General features: G+C 51.8%; 14 protein-coding genes. 6 read left to right on the forward strand and 8 right to left on the reverse strand.

All coding sequences use genetic code 11. The annotated features are described in order from the left end of the window. Nucleotides 1-98: 98 nt before the first annotated feature. On the reverse strand, nucleotides 99-1,940 hold the full coding sequence (locus tag MW898_RS07035; protein ID WP_248905752.1) for a cation:proton antiporter domain-containing protein: 1,842 nt from the start codon (nucleotides 1,938-1,940) through the stop codon (nucleotides 99-101). Between the two features lie 395 nt (nucleotides 1,941-2,335). Between MW898_RS07035 and MW898_RS07040 the strand changes: the two genes are divergently transcribed. The 4 genes from MW898_RS07040 (at nucleotide 2,336) to MW898_RS07055 (ending at nucleotide 7,306) form a co-directional block, all read left to right on the forward strand. Beyond that, nucleotides 2,336-3,487, forward strand: coding sequence for a twin-arginine translocation signal domain-containing protein (locus tag MW898_RS07040; RefSeq protein ID WP_248905754.1), 1,152 nt, complete (start codon nucleotides 2,336-2,338; stop codon nucleotides 3,485-3,487). Nucleotides 3,488-3,882: 395 nt separating this feature from the next. After that, nucleotides 3,883-4,782, forward strand: coding sequence for a glycoside hydrolase family 16 protein (locus MW898_RS07045; protein ID WP_248905756.1), 900 nt, complete (start codon nucleotides 3,883-3,885; stop codon nucleotides 4,780-4,782). 481 nt (nucleotides 4,783-5,263) lie between these two features. Beyond that, entirely contained in the window at nucleotides 5,264-5,914 is a 651-nt protein-coding gene (locus MW898_RS07050; protein ID WP_248905758.1) for a helix-turn-helix domain-containing protein, read from the forward strand. 756 nt (nucleotides 5,915-6,670) lie between these two features. Continuing rightward, the gene (locus MW898_RS07055; RefSeq protein ID WP_248905759.1) at nucleotides 6,671-7,306 is read left to right on the forward strand and encodes a helix-turn-helix domain-containing protein; all 636 of its coding nucleotides are present in this window, start codon (nucleotides 6,671-6,673) and stop codon (nucleotides 7,304-7,306) included. A gap of 668 nt (nucleotides 7,307-7,974) precedes the next feature. On the opposite strand, the gene dgoD is transcribed toward MW898_RS07055, so the two are convergent. The 5 genes from dgoD to MW898_RS07080 form a co-directional block, all read right to left on the reverse strand. Beyond that, complete coding sequence (dgoD, locus tag MW898_RS07060; RefSeq protein ID WP_248905761.1) at nucleotides 7,975-9,126, reverse strand: galactonate dehydratase; 1,152 nt, start codon at nucleotides 9,124-9,126, stop codon at nucleotides 7,975-7,977. Between the two features lie 246 nt (nucleotides 9,127-9,372). Further along, nucleotides 9,373-10,548 (reverse strand): ABC transporter ATP-binding protein, encoded by a 1,176-nt coding sequence (locus tag MW898_RS07065; RefSeq protein WP_248905762.1) that lies wholly within the window; start codon nucleotides 10,546-10,548, stop codon nucleotides 9,373-9,375. A 78-nt stretch (nucleotides 10,549-10,626) separates the two neighbouring features. Further along, a complete protein-coding gene (locus MW898_RS07070; RefSeq protein ID WP_248905765.1) occupies nucleotides 10,627-11,502 on the reverse strand; it encodes a carbohydrate ABC transporter permease in 876 nt (291 codons plus the stop codon). Then, entirely contained in the window at nucleotides 11,502-12,437 is a 936-nt protein-coding gene (locus MW898_RS07075) for a carbohydrate ABC transporter permease (RefSeq protein WP_248905767.1), read from the reverse strand. Before MW898_RS07075 ends, MW898_RS07070 begins: the two co-directional genes overlap by 1 nt. Nucleotides 12,438-12,484: 47 nt before the next feature. Next, nucleotides 12,485-13,906 (reverse strand): extracellular solute-binding protein, encoded by a 1,422-nt coding sequence (locus MW898_RS07080; RefSeq protein WP_248905769.1) that lies wholly within the window; start codon nucleotides 13,904-13,906, stop codon nucleotides 12,485-12,487. A 151-nt stretch (nucleotides 13,907-14,057) separates the two neighbouring features. On the opposite strand from MW898_RS07080, the gene MW898_RS07085 reads away from it, so the two are divergent. Next, a complete protein-coding gene (locus tag MW898_RS07085) occupies nucleotides 14,058-14,834 on the forward strand; it encodes an SDR family NAD(P)-dependent oxidoreductase (RefSeq protein ID WP_248905770.1) in 777 nt (258 codons plus the stop codon). Between the two features lie 189 nt (nucleotides 14,835-15,023). Here MW898_RS07085 and MW898_RS07090 read toward each other — a convergent pair whose 3' ends face one another. After that, nucleotides 15,024-16,055, reverse strand: a complete 1,032-nt coding sequence (locus MW898_RS07090) for a zinc-dependent alcohol dehydrogenase family protein (protein WP_248905772.1) — start codon at nucleotides 16,053-16,055, stop codon at nucleotides 15,024-15,026. A gap of 172 nt (nucleotides 16,056-16,227) precedes the next feature. Between MW898_RS07090 and MW898_RS07095 the strand changes: the two genes are divergently transcribed. Next, entirely contained in the window at nucleotides 16,228-17,004 is a 777-nt protein-coding gene (locus MW898_RS07095; RefSeq protein ID WP_248905774.1) for an SDR family NAD(P)-dependent oxidoreductase, read from the forward strand. A 20-nt stretch (nucleotides 17,005-17,024) separates the two neighbouring features. On the opposite strand, the gene MW898_RS07100 is transcribed toward MW898_RS07095, so the two are convergent. After that, the gene (locus MW898_RS07100; protein WP_248905776.1) at nucleotides 17,025-17,255 is read right to left on the reverse strand and encodes a hypothetical protein; all 231 of its coding nucleotides are present in this window, start codon (nucleotides 17,253-17,255) and stop codon (nucleotides 17,025-17,027) included. Nucleotides 17,256-17,429: the final 174 nt, after the last annotated feature.

The following is a 17,429-nucleotide window of genomic DNA, read 5'->3' on the forward strand; positions in this document are numbered from 1 at the left end:
ACGGTGAACACTATCCCTCACGTGGCCGGAAGAACATCTCGCGGCTGGAGTCCGTCGAAGACATCATCGGTCATAGATTTGATAACGACCCGTGATTCTCACTGAGTGGGATACTGATCGATGACTCGCTGAATCTCATCCTCCCACCCGAGAAGGATGAGTGAATCGTTGCGCTCGAAAGTGAACGAACTGTTCCACGATTTGATTTCACCATCTCGGACAACAGCAGCGAGGATCGTATTCTGTGGTAGCGTTGCTTCGAACTCATCGGGCGTTACTCCAATGAGATCCGGCGTTTTCACCACTAACTCACGAATCGCACGACTTCGAAGGAACTGGACGATCCAACTGGTTTCATCGGTCAAGTCGCCGACAGCCCATGCTTCAGTCAATGACGTGGGAAGCGTCTCCGCACCGAGACGCTCAAACTGCTCTGTATTCTCGCGCATATTGACGCGCGCGATCACAGATGTGATGTTGAACGTCTCGATCGCAAGCTCTGCGATGCGGAGATTCGCTTCATCGTCATCGGTTGCGGCGACGAGTAATTTTGCATTCCGTATACCAGCAGCAGGAAGGACATCGGGATCAGTCCCGTCTCCTGCATGGACGATGAATCCTGCATCGCGTGCTGCTTCGAGCTGTTTTCGATCTGACTCGACGATCTCGACTCGTTGACCGTCCTCTAAATACCGTTCGGCCAACGTTCTCCCGACCGAACCGCCTCCGATGATGATGACTCGTTGTGGAATAACATCGAGGTACTCTGCGATGTGACGTGCAAATCCACCCTCAAAGACGACGGTAACAAGAATCACAAGGAACACTGTCCCAGCCAATCGAGTGGCCGAGATCGGTCTGACCTCCTGAATCCGGAGTGCAAAGAGCGTTGCAACGCTCGCTGGAATGATGCCGCGTGGCGCGACGAAACTCATAAAGAGTTTTTCATGAAGCGTAAATCGATCACCCCTCGCCGAGACAAACACGAGCAGCGGGCGGATGACGAATACGACAGCAAGAATAACGATAAGACCGCCAACTCCCAGCGCCTCAAGCGAATCGAAATCAATCAAGGAAGCGAGCATGATGAAGATAAATGACAGCACGAGTAGCGTCAGATCGTCTTTGAACTCCGCGATGTTCGCCTCATACGGGAGGTCAGTATTTCCGAGTAGGAGACCGACCGTCGCTGCCGCAACGATGCCCGCTTCTCCAGAGAACGTTTCTGCACTCGCGTGTGCGACGACTGCACTCGCTAAGACGAGCAGCCGCGAGTATTGGGGTGCGTTCCGGGGAGAGAGATCGATATGCTTGAGCACGTACCAAACACAGAGACCGACAACGCACCCAATAAGAACTCCAATTCCGAGACGGCTAAAGAACGCTCGAAGAAAAGCAGTGAAATCTGTTTCCTGAAGGGTAACAGCTTCGTAAATTGCAACAGCCAAGATGGCTGCGGTTACATCGTTCACAACCCCCTCAGTTTCGAGGGTAGCAGCAACGCGCTCACGAACGTGGACAACCGAAAGTATCGGCCGTATAACCGTTGGACCAGTTGCGACGAGAAGCGCACCGACGAGTAATGAGACGCCCCACAATGCTCCAACAGCGATGTGCACCACGACAGCCGTTCCCACGAAGGCGATGATCGCACCAATGGTTATCAGACCCAGTGTCTCCGAGGGTGCTTGTCGAAGTTTCGTGGTGTTGAGGTTGAACGCGCCTTCAAAGATGATGATCGAGACGCTCAACCCAACGATTGGAGTCAATGCACCACCGAACGTCTCGCGTGTGAGGAGTCCCAGACCTTCTGGCCCAATTGCAATCCCAGCAATGATGAGAAACGGGACACTTGGCACTTGAAACCGATCAGCAAGCACCTGTGCGGCAACTCCAAGACCTATGACGATCGCAAAGATTTGTAAAATTGATGAGCTCATGATCCTCCCCCTAGAAGATTGATGCTGTGCGGCCAAGAATCTGTCCAGTGTGTAACCGACCATCACTGAACTGACGACTGGTCGCGTCTGTTCGAACAATCAGAGAACGTGTCGCTTCGGCAAGTCACGATTCGAGACGAAAGCCTCGTCTACCGAACAGAGAGACCGTCGAGATGCACGAATGTATCGGCGGCTATCCGTGCTCTACCATTACAGAGACCATCTGTGTTCGTCTACGACCGGAACGACAGAGTGCCTCCATTCCTACAAGGATAGTACACGATTGAGACAATGAGCCAATATGAACTACATACACGAATGTATCTACAAGTAACTCTTTTTATTTTAGCATAATAAAATATTTATACTATTAGAATTAATATTTTTATGGATAGATGAGAGAAAATCAATCCACAAAACGTACTCGCAAGTATATCGACAGACGAACACTCCTCAAGACCGGAGCAGTTGGGGCGGCGGGCCTTGCCATGGGATCTGGATTCGCCAGCGCACGTCTCGAATCGAACGACGAACCACTACGCGGGAGCAACGTTCATACAGTAACATCGTCGGGAGGGGCTGAAATCTCCGAAAAACAGCGTCATGAGATTCGTACGCGCGCTGTTCGAGACTACGAGCGGAAAAACGGCCGCTCGGTAGACGCCATCGGGGTAAGCAAACCGCAAGCCAATGAGAGCAACGTAGTGGCATACGCCTACGGTCTCGACGCGAACGGGAGGGCCCATTCATACGTCGGTCTCGCTGGCGAAGACACCACACGTGCAGAGATGCAGTCCGGACGGGCAGAAGCACTCATTCACAATCGATTCGACCGGCGCGTTTCTGAACTCTCCTCGAACATCAAAGCCTCGGAGCAACAGGTCACCACGATGGCTGGCGGAACAGTTACCGACACGGAAAACATGGAACAGTTCGGTAAATTTGATCTAGAGTATGCTTCAGATCCCTATGGTGTAGTAGGGATGACCAACTACTGGTTCAAAGACACGACCAATAGTTCAGAAGCAGATGCCCATGCGTTCCATACCCCTGCTGGCTACGAACCTGGGACCCAAGCGTTCGGCTCCGAGTACAAGAACGATTGGGGACGAGTGTTCCACCGATGGAACAAGTGTGAGATGGGGAATACGAATCTCGACTACGGACAGTGGCAGCCATACGGAACGAAGAGTGGGTCGACGACACAGGGATATTCGGTGAGTGTGAGTGTCGGATACGAAACCGGATACGCGACGGCCGGACTGTCGTGGTCATACAGCCAACCGAACGTCGAAGTTGTGGATGAGTCTTCAGCATACAACACCTACAACCAGTGGCACCTGAAACTGAACAGCGATTGGGACGATGATACGCGGACGAACTTCATCGGCTTTCAACCATCAAGTACCGTCTCCACGGACGACTGGGAATCCTCGATGGGTGAAAAAGATATCTGCGAACTAGAGGTCAAGGCGCGGTTCGACAACGGGTATAGCCACTTCCGACGGCTGCGGACGTGGAATACATACAAGATCGTGCCTGCCTGATATTTCACGAACAGACACTAGTAATGGCGCTCATTCGATACGGGTGCATCTGACGACGCGACGGCATTTATTTTCAGTTCGTTCTACCGTGGTGGGCTCGTGCTAACACGCTTTGCCGACATCCGAGTGGTGTTCACGTAGTCTGTACATCAACGATCGTGTGAGATTCGGTGAAGCAGTCTGAAATCGCAGTCATCCGTGACCAGACACCGCATCCGATTCACCAATTCGCCAAATTAATATATAAATATAATATTATCTTACTATCAAAACAATCATATTATGATAGAATAATTTATAATAATAGAGTTGAATTTATTCATGTCGGTCGGTTACGGAGATTATCCCACTAGCGTCTTGAGGCAGTCAGTGACCGACGACAGAGAGTGAAGACAATGATCGACGACAGTTCACGCGGATCGAGAGACGAATCGACCAGCAAACGACTCCGGCGGAGACGTTTCCTGCAGACCGCGGCGGCGACACTCGGTGGCACAGCCATCGCTTCGACCGTGAGTGCTACATCCGGTAGTGACAACATAGGTTCGGATCAGGTGCACACGCAGGCGTTCGACAATAATGAGTGGACGCTCACTTGGCGCGATGAATTCAATCAGGGGTCAATCGATCAAGGCATCTGGAACTTCGAGAGTGGTAACAACAACGGGTGGGGGAATAACGAACTCCAGTACTACCAACGTGAGAACGCGTGGGTTGAGAACAATCATCTCGTCATCGAAGCCCGCGAAGAGCAAGCCAACGGCTTTGATTACACGTCCGCGCGTATGACCACTGCTGGAACGTTCGAAAAACAGTACGGTCGTGTGGACGTTCGTGCCCGTCTCCCACAGGGGCAGGGTATTTGGCCTGCAATCTGGATGCTCGGTGCCGATATCGGATCGGTCGGGTGGCCTAACTGTGGTGAAATCGACATTATGGAACTGATCGGGAACGATATCGACACCGTGCACGGCACCATCCATGGGCCTGGGTATTCCGGCGGGAACAGCATCGGTGGCTCCTACAACAACGGATCATTCGCCGACGCCTACCACGTCTTCCAACTCACGTGGTACCCCGATGCTATCAAATTCTTCGTGGACGGACAGCACTACTTCACAATCACGCTGTACGACGTGGAGAACTCGGGGTACGAATGGGTGTTCGATGACGGTCCATTCTTCTTCCTCATGAACGTTGCTGTCGGTGGCAACTGGCCCGGCAATCCCGATGCCAGCACACCGTTCCCCCAGCGCATGGAGGTTGACTACATCAGAGTCTACGACTGGGTCTAGCTCGACGAACTACATGTTTCACATAAACTTGTGAAACAACAACTGGCAACTTGTGTACTCAGAGTCGCTCAACGCGATATTTTATACAGGAGCTCTCCAGTACAGTCAGACATACTCACGATGCTACATCTGGTAGGATAATACTCAAAAAACGGACTACCCCACTATCCACACTGGGATATTAACCTCATAGAAAATAAAATAAGTGTGGTAACGACCACAGCTCGGAAACCGATCAACCATCGGAACACAGAATGATAGCAAAAATATCGATAAACCAATAAAAATATCTCAGATATCACCGTTCTCGGTTTGAGCACCAGCGGAGCGATGCATCACTCGTGATGAGTGATTCACAATGGTGTTCTTTCACCAGTGAAGTCCGCTACAAAACACGCTGCACTTAAAAAAGAGTGCATGTGAATCGAGGTAGTAATGAAAACAGCCATTAGGCTGTACGGGAAGCTAATAGACAAGCCAGATGACTATTCGTGCCACAATCGCTATCGATACCGCTGACTTCGACCTCGGAGAGGTCTTAACAGCACACGATACATTCGCTGAATTGACACAATTTATTCCGATTGACGACACGCTTGTGCCGTATTTTTGGGCTGAAAATCTCGATCTCGATGCGTACGAAGCTGAAGTCCGAGCCGATCCGCGCGTTGCGCAATTGGTGCACCTCAATGAGGGTGCTGGCCGCCGTCTCTACCAGATCGAATGGGCCGACAACATGGACGGGTTCTTGAAGCATATACATACCCCAGAGTTGTTGGTTGAAAGTGGTAGAGGGACGAATGATAGGTGGGTATTCCGGATACGAGCACAAAGTCGTGAGCCGCTGGCTGCTTTTCAAGCAGCCTGTGCTGACGAGGGGATTGTTCTGCAGGTCCAGAACGCACATCACAATCCAGATGACCCGGAGCGACCACTGTACGGACTCACCGACAAACAACAGGAAGCACTCCTGATTGCACAGGCAAACGGCTACTTCGAAATTCCTCAAGAGAAATCATTAACAGAACTTGCAGACGAAGTCGGAATTAGTCGGCAATCGTTTTCTCGGCGACTCAATCGAGGACTCAATACACTTCTTATTAACACGCTATGTACAGCATACAAGCTGTAGTACGCTGGCACGCAGAGACGGTCTGTCGTTTCGATTAACTCAGTTGGCGCGTTCTCGTATCATACGTCAACATGTCCGGGGACCATGTGGAGTGTGCGATCTTCATCACAAGACCGTCCAATGCTGTTGTACATCTATTTGATTGAAGGATACTTTGGCTTGAATAGTTTGCGAACGATTATGATGAGCACCCCCGACTAAGCAACTGTTCTGCGCTAAATGGTATCATCGAATACGAACGCATCACAGCCTACTATGTTCGCGTTACCAGATATGTAGCTGAAGTGAATATTTCCAGTGATTCAGATTCGGCCATCTCAAGTGTTCGATTCATGTGGTAGTTATTGGAATTCGATACTTAATAAGGGTGCATATGAACTTATAAGTAATAGGTGTGAGATAGTCATAGATGAAAATACAATGGGTAACCCCAGTGATCATCAACCTTCCGCTCTTCTTGATGAGATCTCTGATCAGTCATACTCTCGTCACGAAGATGTTTTGGTAGAACGCCAGCACCCACACCATCAAACCACGCTACAAGATTGGTATAGCCACATACAGGACCGGCTCGTAAACGACTGCTCGTATTACGCATTCAGATAGACGCTCTATGATCACCCTACAGACGAAACGACCCCGCTTGCAGTATTGTCCGTTGCCCTCCGTCAATATGAGCAGTTGTGGTGATACCAACGTCTACACGCGACAAAACGAAAGGCCATCGCCCATTGTGAGTAGACGGGAGTACATCCGATGACTGTCTTTGTAGAAGTGTCATTACCAAGTGACACATTCACACTTGGTGAGGTGTTGGGGACACCAGGCGTTCAGATTGAACTGGTCGAGTGTGTTCCAGTAGAGGATAGTCCGGTACCGTATTGCTGGCTGACTGGCGAATCGGATACGGCAGCGTTCGAACGCAGCGTGCGCAGTGATTCCCGGGTCACGACACTAACTGCTCTTGAAAGGACAATCACGAAAACCCTCTATCGGATCGAGTGGGCTGCTGACGCCGATGGTCTCCTCGGTGCCTTTTGCGATCATGGACTCATCGTCGAGCACGCCACCGGAACAGGAGAGGAGTGGGTGTTTCAACTCCGTGCACCCGATCAGGCTGCACTCGATGCATTCCACGAGGAACCACGGCTCACAGATCTCCCGCTGACGATCCAGCGTGTCGTCCACCGACCCGCAGGAAGCGATAAAACAACCAATACGATTACGCCCAAACAGCACGAAGCAGTCCTCCTCGCGTTTGAGCGTGGCTATTTTCAAGTCCCGCGAGAAACGTCACTAACCAAACTGGCAGACGAATTAGGAATCAGTCGGCAATCGTTCTCTCGGCGACTTCATCGAGGGTTGCACGGCATTCTTGCAGCACAACTCTAATATCGTGTGTCCCGTTTCTCAATCCGTGTTCTATCGCTTCTCTCGCCATAGCCGGGAGTTCATATTTTCTTGAATGGAGGGAGATAGCTCTCGGGGATGATCAAAGTGGCAGGCACGAACGTCGTTTGCTGGTATCTACAATCGAGACATGTACAAATACTACTGTCGGTTGCGATACTACAGGAGGATTCTCGTCATTGTGCCCCACTGTATTGTAATCAATGTTCTATAATATTGGAATGTTTATTAATCGTTGGCTCCTTGATTCGACTGAACACCATAATCAGAAGAGACTGCATATGAAATCCAACGGAGCGTCTGGTTAGACACCAATGAATTAGTCGATATATGGAAATTAATGATCTTGTCTAACAATTGTTCCAAATAACAATTTTTATCTAATAAATTTCGTAGATAGTGAATAAAAATAAGCCATACAATATTATATGGATGTATCGATTCAATGTCGCTACACACACTAACAACGTTTTACACGAACGTGAGACCAGTGTTGAGCCTAGTTAGATAACTTGTTCAGGAACCAGTGATAGCTCTTCTGACAGAGCTATATATCCCCCTTCGATAGAAACATAATTAGCAGCCAAGAATGGAAATTAGATTCCGTCTTAGTATTCGACGAAAGGTATGATGGAAAACAGCTGTTACTGTCACCACTCAGCAGGGCTCCCATCATCATGATGCCAAATTGGATTGTGCCAGTTGATGTCGTACTCGGCGAGTTCTCTGACTGTGCTCTCATCAAGATCAATTCCTAACCCGGGACGGTCTGACGGCCTGAGATAACCATCTTCGAACTCGAACACCGTCGGGTTTTCCAGTAAATCGAGGCCGCTGCTCTTTTCAATGTCGTGAACTTCCAGACTCTGTTCCTGAACAACGATATTCTGTGAACAGAATCCGACCTGTAAACTTGCAGCAAGAGCAACCGGACCAATCGGACAATGGGGAACGAGTGCCACATCGAATGCTTCAGTCATTGTAGCGATCTTTCGCATCTCAGAGATGCCACCAACGTGTGTGACATCCGGATGGAAGACGCCCGCAATTCCATCGATGAGGGCGTTTTTGAAGTCCCAGCGCGAATAGAGACGCTCTCCGGTCGACACCGGCACAGCGGTATGAGCAGCAATCTCTCGTAGTCGATCGTTCTGCTCTGGAAGCACTGGCTGTTCGAAATACATCGGCCCGTACGGCTCGAGTTCGCTGACCATACGCTTGGCCATCGGGAATGAGACACGGCCGTGGAAATCGACGCCGATGTCTACGCTGTCGCCGACTGCTTCACGCATCGCCTTCAATCGTTCTGTCGCGGCGTTCACCGCTGCTGGCGACTCCAGCATGCGAAACTCAGCGGTAGCGTTGATCTTTAGAGCTGAGTATCCAGCCTCGACCATCTCGCGGGCAGATGCGGCGACGTCTTCTGGCTTTTCTCCGCCAATCCAGTGGTGAACTCGTAGTCGAGATCGAACAGGTCCGCCGAGCAAATCGTAGATAGGGGCATCGTAATGATGCCCCATAATATCCCAGAGCGCCATATCGATACCAGCGATTGCACTCATTAGAACAGGACCGCCCCGAAAATAGCCCCCCCGATACATCGTCTCCCAGTGTTTTTCGATGGTCAGTGGATCCTCGCCGATGAGATACGAATCCATAAGTTCCTTGACAGCGCCACTCACTGCCCGAATACGACCTTGTACAATCGGTTCGCCCCATCCGACGGTCCCATCACTCGTCGTCACTTTCAGGAGCAGCCACCGGGGTGAAACAGAGAATAGTTCGAAGTCTGTTATGTGCATATGTCCGCTCTCGTTGCGAGTTAACTTGATTGTTATGTGTGCAAGCAAAGACCAGAGGCACAATACGTCCACTGTCTGCTCATCGGCCGCGCGTGACTAACTCTAGTTTCGGGGATAGTGAGACAAAAACAGTCACGTATCCATTCTGTAGCTCTGTAGTTTGTCTTGTATACGGTCTATTTCCTCATTGGAGAGCGTTCAGGATCGCCAATAGTCGACGCAGGGAATAGTCAACGGTTAGACGTTCTATCCCTCGGATGTTACACTGACGTTAGTCCGCCGTTCGGAGAGTTCGGTTTCGACCTCTGAAGCGAGGCTTCGATGATGAATCGCCTCACCTGTCTCGGTATCGAAGAGATACACTACGTCCGCGGAGACACGAGCATACAGCTCCTCACCCTCTTTGATTGGACGCTGGCCATCGATTTCAACGACAAACGTCTCGTCGCTCGATTGCTCAATCGGCTTCAGATACAGATAGTTGATACTCCCCATCGGTTCGACAACATCGACAGTACAGCAAATGTCGTTGCCACTCTCTGTGTCTTCGAGGACGTCTATATCCTCTGGGCGAACACCGAGTGTTACGCGTTCGTGTCCTTTAGCGGACGCATGGAGCCTCTCGGGGAGGTCGTAGTCGAATCCGTCAGCTTCGAGCGCTGTGTCCGCTCGGATAGCTTCGAAGAAGTTCATCGATGGCGAACCGAGAAAGCCAGCGACGAAGATGTTGGTTGGTTTGTAGAAGCATTCGAGCGGGGTTCCTGCCTGTTGGAGTTCGCCCTGATCAAGGATGACGAGTCGATCTCCCATCGTCATCGCTTCCGTCTGATCGTGCGTAACGTACAGCGTCGTCACGTCGAGTTCGTTTTGGAGACGATTGATCTCCGTACGCATTTCGGCACGCAGTTTTGCATCGAGGTTCGAGAGGGGTTCGTCCATCAAGAAGACGTTGGGATCACGAACGATCGCGCGCCCGAGTGCGACCCGCTGTTGCTGGCCACCGGACATCTCACCAGGCGTGTTGTCCAGCAGATTGTCGATACCCATCATTTCTGCGGTGCTCCTGACGCGCGTTTCGATCTCTTCAGAGGAGTAATCAGTCGACATCTTCAACCCGAAGGACATGTTCCCCTCGACGGTCATGTTTGGATACAGCGCGTAATTTTGAAACACCATTGCAATGTCTCGAGCACGAGGGCCGAGTTCGTTGACGATGGTGTCCCCGATGATTACATCGCCCTCGCTTTGCTGTTCGAGCCCAGCAACGGTTCGGAGCAACGTCGACTTGCCACTTCCCGACGGGCCAACGAAGACGACGAACTCTCCATCAAGAATGTCTATCGAAACATCGTCAACAGCAATGATCTGACCGTCGCCTGTTCCAAAGCGCTTCGTGACGTTGTTAATGCTGATCCGTGCCATTATTCTGATTTACAGTACGGCTGTGTAGCCCCGCCGTGCGGGCGTGATCGACGAGCGATTCGTGTGGGTGTGTGCTGCTCATTCTTTAATCACCACGCCGAAGCTGAGTCCGGCAGCGAGGTACTTGTTAACTGCAACGACAAACAACAACACTGGAATAATGATGACCGTCGTGGCGGCTGCGAGCAGGCTCCATTCGATCTGTCGAACTCCAATGAACTGATAGACCTGCATCGACACGGTCACTGCACGGTTGTTCGTCAGTACAAGTCCGAACAGTAACTCAATCCACGCGAAGATGAAGCTGATGATGGCGACCGAGATGATGCCAGGTTTGGCTGATGGGAGGGTAACTCGCAAGAACGCTTGGAAGTGAGTCGCCCCATCGACGCGTGCAGCCTCCTCCAGCGTCTCTGGAATGCCGTCGAAAAACGCCTTCATCACCCAAACGACGAGCGAGATGTTGATAGTGATGTACATCAACACCATTCCAATTCGCGTGTCATAGAGGTTCAGCGCCCGGAAAATGACAAAGAACGGAATCACAACAGCGATGGGTGGGAGCATCCGTGAGGAGAGGATCCATACGAGCACGTCTCGCTGTTTGGGCACATCATACCGCGAGAGAATGTACGCCGCAGGCACGCCGATGAGCAAGACGAGAATAACCGACGAGACCACCATGACGAGGCTGTTGACGAACGCCGAGACGTAGCTCGATTCCGCTGCGAGCTGAATGTAGTTGTACACTGTCGGCAAGAAAACCCAATCAGGTGGCAGCGAGATCGCCTCCCGTGGAGGCTTCAGTGACATCGAGACAATCCAGTACAACGGGAACAACACAATAAACGACCAGATCAGAAGAACAGTGTGACGACCGATGGCAGCGAGCTGTTTCCGTGTTTCTTTTGAGAAGCGTCGAGACGGGTGTTTCGGATCGGTGGTCGTCGCCATCAGTCCCACACCCCCTCAAAGCCGATCACCGCGATAAGCACGTTACAGAGCGCGACAATACAGATGAGGTAAACGATAGCGATAGCACTCGCAACACCGAGATCGACGAATTTGAAGCCAGTCTCGAAAATGTTGATGCTTACTAGCTTCGTCGCTGAGCCGGGACCGCCACGGGTGAGGCTGAACACGAGCCCGAACGTACGGAGTAGATCGATGAGTCGAATGAGAATTGCGACGAACAACACTGGCTTCATATACGGGATGATGACGTGTACGTATCGTCGCCAGAGCGGCGCACCATCAACCTGAGATGCCTCGACCAAGGTGTCGGGGATCGATGAGAGGCCAGCATAGAAGATGATGAACATGAACGGTGTCCAGTTCCATGTATCGATTGTGATGACCGTCAACAACGGAATATCGCTCAGAAAGTTCGGTGCTACGAACGGCGTATACGTCTGTATGAGGTACGGAATGACGCCGACCTCCGTATTGAGCATGATACGGAAGATGGTCGCCAGCGACACAGGGGCAACAGCCATCGGGAGAATGAATGTTACCCGGTAGAACGTCTGCATCCGTTCGGAGCGGACGCCGGTCACGAGCGCGGCCAAGATGAATCCGAGGCACGTCTCCAGCACCAGTGCACCGGCGACGAACGCGATCGTGATGGCGAACGAATGGACGGCATCGCCACTGACAAACGCTGTCTCGAAGTTACTGAGCCCGGCGAATGATCCCATTGTCGATGGACTCGACAAGTCGTAGTGAACGAGGCTGAGATAGAGGTCGTAGATGCCTGGGAAGATGGTAACGAGTAGCATCATGAGCACCATCGGCGTCATGAACCAGTACGGGAGATAGTCGTTCCACAGCGCTCGGAGACGCGCAACGCTTATTCCCTGCCGGACCTCCGACTGTGTTGGTGTATTCATTGACATTTATATCGCCGTATTGCAGTCGCTTGCGTCAGTGATTGGACTCATCCTGTCGTCGCAATCTGTTCAGCCTGTTTCGCTGCCGAGCGGAATGCTTTCTCGACGGACTGATTACCGGCAATAGCGGTCTGTAATTTCTCGGAGTATTTCTGACCCCACTCAGGATATTTCGGATCGAACGGGTCTCCGATGGCGTTTTTGAGTGAGTGCAACGATACCTCAGCGTACTTCGCTCTCACCTGTTTTTTGAAGTCTTTGTTTAGCCACGTTGATTCACGAACTGGGAAGGGAGCACCGTTTTTGACGTGCATCCAGTTCATTGTGGGAGTCGAGGTTGCCCACAGCATGAACAAGAATCCTGCCTCGGAGTTCTTTGCATTCTTCGAGGTAGAGATCTGCCACGTGAAGGCGTTCGGTGCGAACCGACCACCACTCGTGTCTGGGACGGGCATCTTCGTAATCCCGATCGAATCTGAGACAGAGGACGCTTCGGGATCAGTGAGTCCGTCCCAAAACAGATTAGCGTCTGCGAAGATGTGTCCTGCCTTTCCGGACTGCATCGTCGAGAGGGCATCGGACCACGTCTGGCTGGCTGCTCCCGCTGGACCGTAGTTCTGGAGGAGGTTGATGTAGGATTTCCCCGCTGCGATGGCTGGCTCGGAGTCGAGTGCAGAGTCAGAAGGATAGGTATTCCACAGCTTCTTGCCAAACGCACGAATCCACGCGTTCTGGATGTAAATATTCATACCATAGCCTTTCTGACCGCGAGCGACACCACCGACGACGCCGTTTTCGTTCTCGTGGATGATCTTGGCGTTTGCTCTGAGATCTGCGAATGTCTTCGGGATCGAGAGGTCGTGTTTCTTATAGAGGTCCTTGCGATAGAACGTCGTCAACACTTCGACAGTGATTGGCATTCCGGTCCACATGTCGGCGCGGCCAGCCCCGTGAGCTGCCTCTCGACAGACGCCGAGTAGATCATTCGGTTGATACCAGCTCTCATCGAAGAGCTCTCCGCTATCGAAGTATGGATCGAGTGGCTGGATCCATCCAGATTGCCGGAATTGGTTGACCACTTGATCCATAAAGATCACGTCGAACTTGCCAGCACCCGTCGACACATCAGTGAGTCGCTTCGTTCGAAACTCCTGTTCCGGAAGAATGTTCCACTTGACATTGATACCGGTTAATTCCTCGAACACCGGAACAGCTGGCTTGATCGCATCCACCCACGGATGTTTGACCGCTCCAATATTGATTGAATCACCATCGTACTTCGTCCACTTGATGTTAGCTTTTGCATATTCTTTGAGAGGAATTGAGACTGTTTTGCTTTCGCCCGAACTACTTGTTTCGGAATCCGCTGGTGTTTTCTGCTCCGCTCCGCGGGTGCACCCCGCAAGTCCACCCAGTAATCCGACACCTGCAGCTTTCAGGAATGTACGTCTCTTGCTACCGTTGCTCATCAATACTCACCATGTAAGGACAGATAGCTACTGAATATTAAATATTATGTATTAAAAAGTTCATATTGGTTTGAGCGTCCTGTCTTGGTGTTCACGCGGGTTTTTCCCACACCCTCAATCATTAAATATGATGCACATCACAGATGAACATATGCAATGTGATCTTACAGGTCAGACTGCGCTCATCAGCGGATCCGGTCGAGGAATGGGGAAAGCATCCGCAAAGAAACTCGCGCAAAACGGGGCACACGTCGTGGTTAACGACGTTGACGCTGCTGTTGCCAAGGAGACAGCCACGGAGATTCAGAACCAAGGGGGCGAATCCATCGGTATCGGAGCTGATGTTAGCGACGAAGTGGACGTCAAAACAATGATCGAAACAGTGACCGAAACGTTTGGCACGGTCGATATTCTTGTGAACAACGCAGGTGTTGGTGACGCTGGGCCGTTTCTCGATGAAGAGAACGATGACACGTTCGACTTGAATCTCGATATCCACCTTCGAGGAAGCGTGAACTGCACCAGAGCGGTTGTCGATGGAATGGTCGAGCAAGGGTACGGGAAAATCATCAATATCACCTCGATACACACGAAAAACGGTGTTGGGATGTCACCAGCGTACGACGTTGGAAAGTACAGTCTGCTCGGCCTGACGAAGAGTCTTGCACTCGAACTCGGACGAGACGGCGTCCGCGTAAACGCCGTCGCACCCGGGTGGGTGAACACTCGAATGACAGAGGGGTTCAGCGAGGCTGTCCGACAGCAAATCCTCGACAACAACCCGCTTGACCGGCTCGCCGAGCCGGAGGACATCGCAGAGGCCGTCACATTCCTTGCCGCACCGGCCAGTGACTACATCAACGGCCACGAACTCCGAGTCGACGGTGGGCAGGTACCAATCGACAGCTGGCGGCTAGATAACCGATAGCGTTCTGTGTCCAATCGCACCATCAGGGCGTGGACGCATAGAGCACCACGAATCTAAGACCGAAGAGAACACCTGTCGCAGACGAACTCATACTCGAACGGTTCGTTGTTGTAGTGGCTTTTCGGCGTTTAGGACGACCGAGAGGATTCTCGAGATTATCCAAATTCGGTAACGAGCAGGAGCAACGTCTCAGTCGCTATCGCTTGGATAGATGACTTTTTTCAGCCCGGCTTTGTCCTCCATCTGGTCGAACGCATCTTGTAGTCCCTCAAGCGCGTACTCATCAGTAATAAGCGCGGCAGGATCGATTCGTTCCCGCTGGAGTAGCGTCACTGCGCGAACGAATGAGTTCGGAGTCAGTGAGAACGTCCCAACAAGTTCGAGTTCATCGTAGTAGATGTCGAAGGGATTGATTTCGACAGTAGTGTCCTGCGGAGGAACACCGAAAATAAGCGTGGTACCACCTGCTGAAGGGAGTGACTGTGCTGTCTCGATTGTTTCCGGAAGGCCAACTGCCTCGACAGCGATGTCGACACGCTCAACGAGAACATCGATGGTTTCTGTGAGATCGGTCTCTCCGGGATCGACGACGAAGTCTGCACCCACATCGCGTGCGAGATAGCGTCGCTCGTCGACCGGTTCGGAAACAATGATCGTGCCTGCACCGTTGGTTCGGAACGACTGAACGAGGAGCAGTCCGATCGGTCCAGCACCGATGATGACGACAGTGTCGCCGGAGTTGAGCCCTACCTGATCAATTGCGTGAAGACAGCAGGCGAGCGGCTCAGCGAACGCGGCCTTTTCAAATGCGAGTTCTCCGATTGGTTCGATATATCCCGCTGGTACACTCACGTACTCAGCGAAGGCACCGTCGATGATCCGATCGGCAGCACCACCGATCGAGGTGAAGTTCTCACAGAGATTTTCCTTCCCGTTGATACACTGACCACACTGATTACACGGAATAGACGGATTGATGGCTACACGATCACCGACAGTGACGTCGGAAACAGCATCTCCGACGGCGACGATCTCGCCGGCACTCTCGTGGCCTGGTATCAGTGGATAACTGACGGGAAACGTCCCGTGATACATGTGATAGTCGGTCATGCAGACACCGCACGCCTTCACTTGTACAAGCACTTCGTCGTCGCTGGGGGTCGGCCGCTCGCGCTCCTCTACAGAAAGCGTACAGTGGTCTGTCAGTACAGCTGCTTTCATTTATTGACGCTAGGATAGTCTGCGCGAGAGCGTGTTAAATCTTATCTAAATCAGCCGTTCGACACAACGAACGGGACGAACCACGCACGATACGTTGATATGTTATCACTGTTTATTTTTATGTCAGTCGAAATATTTACTATTGACGACTATCGATGATGGTTAAGTTCCGATGAGCGTGCTAGATCAGTTTTCACTTGATGGAGAGACTGCCGTTGTCACGGGTGGGGCCCGTGGTCTCGGTGAGGAGATGGCAATCGCACTCACAGAGGCCGGAGCAAACGTAGCCATCGCAGACGTAACCATCGATGCCGCCGAATCAACAGCGACGGTCCTCGAAAAGACGGGTTCAACCACAACGGCAGTTGAGGTGGATGTGACCGACGAAACACAAGTGCAGGCGATGGTCGAGACGGTTGTCGACCGACTCGGACCGATCGAGATACTCATTAACAATGCAGGGATCGCCGCGAACGCGAGAGCCGAAGAGATGGAGTACGAAACGTGGCAGCGCATCATCGACGTGAATCTCTCCGGCGTGTTTCTCTGTGCAAAGCACGTCGGTCGACAGATGCTCAATCGAGGGACTGGACGGATCATCAACATCGCCTCCATGTCAGCCTACGACGTCAACGTCCCACAGCCACAGGTCGGCTACAACGCCTCGAAGGCCGGCGTGCTGATGGTGACGAAATCGATGGCCGTCGAGTGGGCAGACCGCGGCGTCCGGGTGAATGCGATTGCTCCAGGATACATGCGCACTGACCTCGTCGAAGACGTGCTCGAAGCGGATCCAGAGATGGAGCAAATGTGGCTCGAAAACACACCGATGGGACGGTTGGGGCGTCCAGAAGATCTCGCGGGGCTTGTCGTCTATCTCGCGTCTACTGCATCGTCGTATATGACCGGTGAGATCGTTCGCATCGATGGAGGATACACAGCGCGCTGAGACACGATCACTCCACGCTTTCATTCGGTCGGAAGCGCTCGCATCGATGTCTTCGCAGCCTTCCACTCGTCGATGTTCGTTGGTTCATGGGTGATGATCTCAATCACCGACTCAACGAGTCGGTGTCCGGTTGAGATCTCTGGTGGGGTTCCGGCAGCGACCGCCTGCGTCAGGAGATTACCAACAGCAGTTGCTTCCGTCGGGCCAGTGCGAACAAGCAAAGCAGTTGCATTGACGATCTTATCGACCAAGACGAATTAACTCGGAGGCCCCCTCGTGTTCACCAGAGTAAAACGCACATAACAGCCTTAGCATTCCAAAATATGCAGTATAATAGTTGGTGACGGATACGATCGCATGTTAATTTTCAGCATATCAGCAACACTAGCCATAAATATTTTTATGATTTATCACAGTTGAACAGA

This window comes from Halocatena marina (assembly GCF_023276375.1).
GTDB lineage: Archaea > Halobacteriota > Halobacteria > Halobacteriales > Haloarculaceae > Halocatena > Halocatena marina.

Bases quoted from the DNA above. Each gene is read 5' to 3' on its own strand.
- MW898_RS07035 (WP_248905752.1), bottom strand. From the start codon at position 1,940: ATGAGCTCATCAATTTTACAAATCTTTGCGATCGTCATAGGTCTTGGA.
- MW898_RS07040 (WP_248905754.1), top strand. From the start codon at position 2,336: ATGAGAGAAAATCAATCCACAAAACGTACTCGCAAGTATATCGACAGA.
- MW898_RS07045 (WP_248905756.1), top strand. From the start codon at position 3,883: ATGATCGACGACAGTTCACGCGGATCGAGAGACGAATCGACCAGCAAA.
- MW898_RS07050 (WP_248905758.1), top strand. From the start codon at position 5,264: ATGACTATTCGTGCCACAATCGCTATCGATACCGCTGACTTCGACCTC.
- MW898_RS07055 (WP_248905759.1), top strand. From the start codon at position 6,671: ATGACTGTCTTTGTAGAAGTGTCATTACCAAGTGACACATTCACACTT.
- dgoD (WP_248905761.1), bottom strand. From the start codon at position 9,126: ATGCACATAACAGACTTCGAACTATTCTCTGTTTCACCCCGGTGGCTG.
- MW898_RS07065 (WP_248905762.1), bottom strand. From the start codon at position 10,548: ATGGCACGGATCAGCATTAACAACGTCACGAAGCGCTTTGGAACAGGC.
- MW898_RS07070 (WP_248905765.1), bottom strand. From the start codon at position 11,502: ATGGCGACGACCACCGATCCGAAACACCCGTCTCGACGCTTCTCAAAA.
- MW898_RS07075 (WP_248905767.1), bottom strand. From the start codon at position 12,437: ATGAATACACCAACACAGTCGGAGGTCCGGCAGGGAATAAGCGTTGCG.
- MW898_RS07080 (WP_248905769.1), bottom strand. From the start codon at position 13,906: ATGAGCAACGGTAGCAAGAGACGTACATTCCTGAAAGCTGCAGGTGTC.
- MW898_RS07085 (WP_248905770.1), top strand. From the start codon at position 14,058: ATGCAATGTGATCTTACAGGTCAGACTGCGCTCATCAGCGGATCCGGT.
- MW898_RS07090 (WP_248905772.1), bottom strand. From the start codon at position 16,055: ATGAAAGCAGCTGTACTGACAGACCACTGTACGCTTTCTGTAGAGGAG.
- MW898_RS07095 (WP_248905774.1), top strand. From the start codon at position 16,228: ATGAGCGTGCTAGATCAGTTTTCACTTGATGGAGAGACTGCCGTTGTC.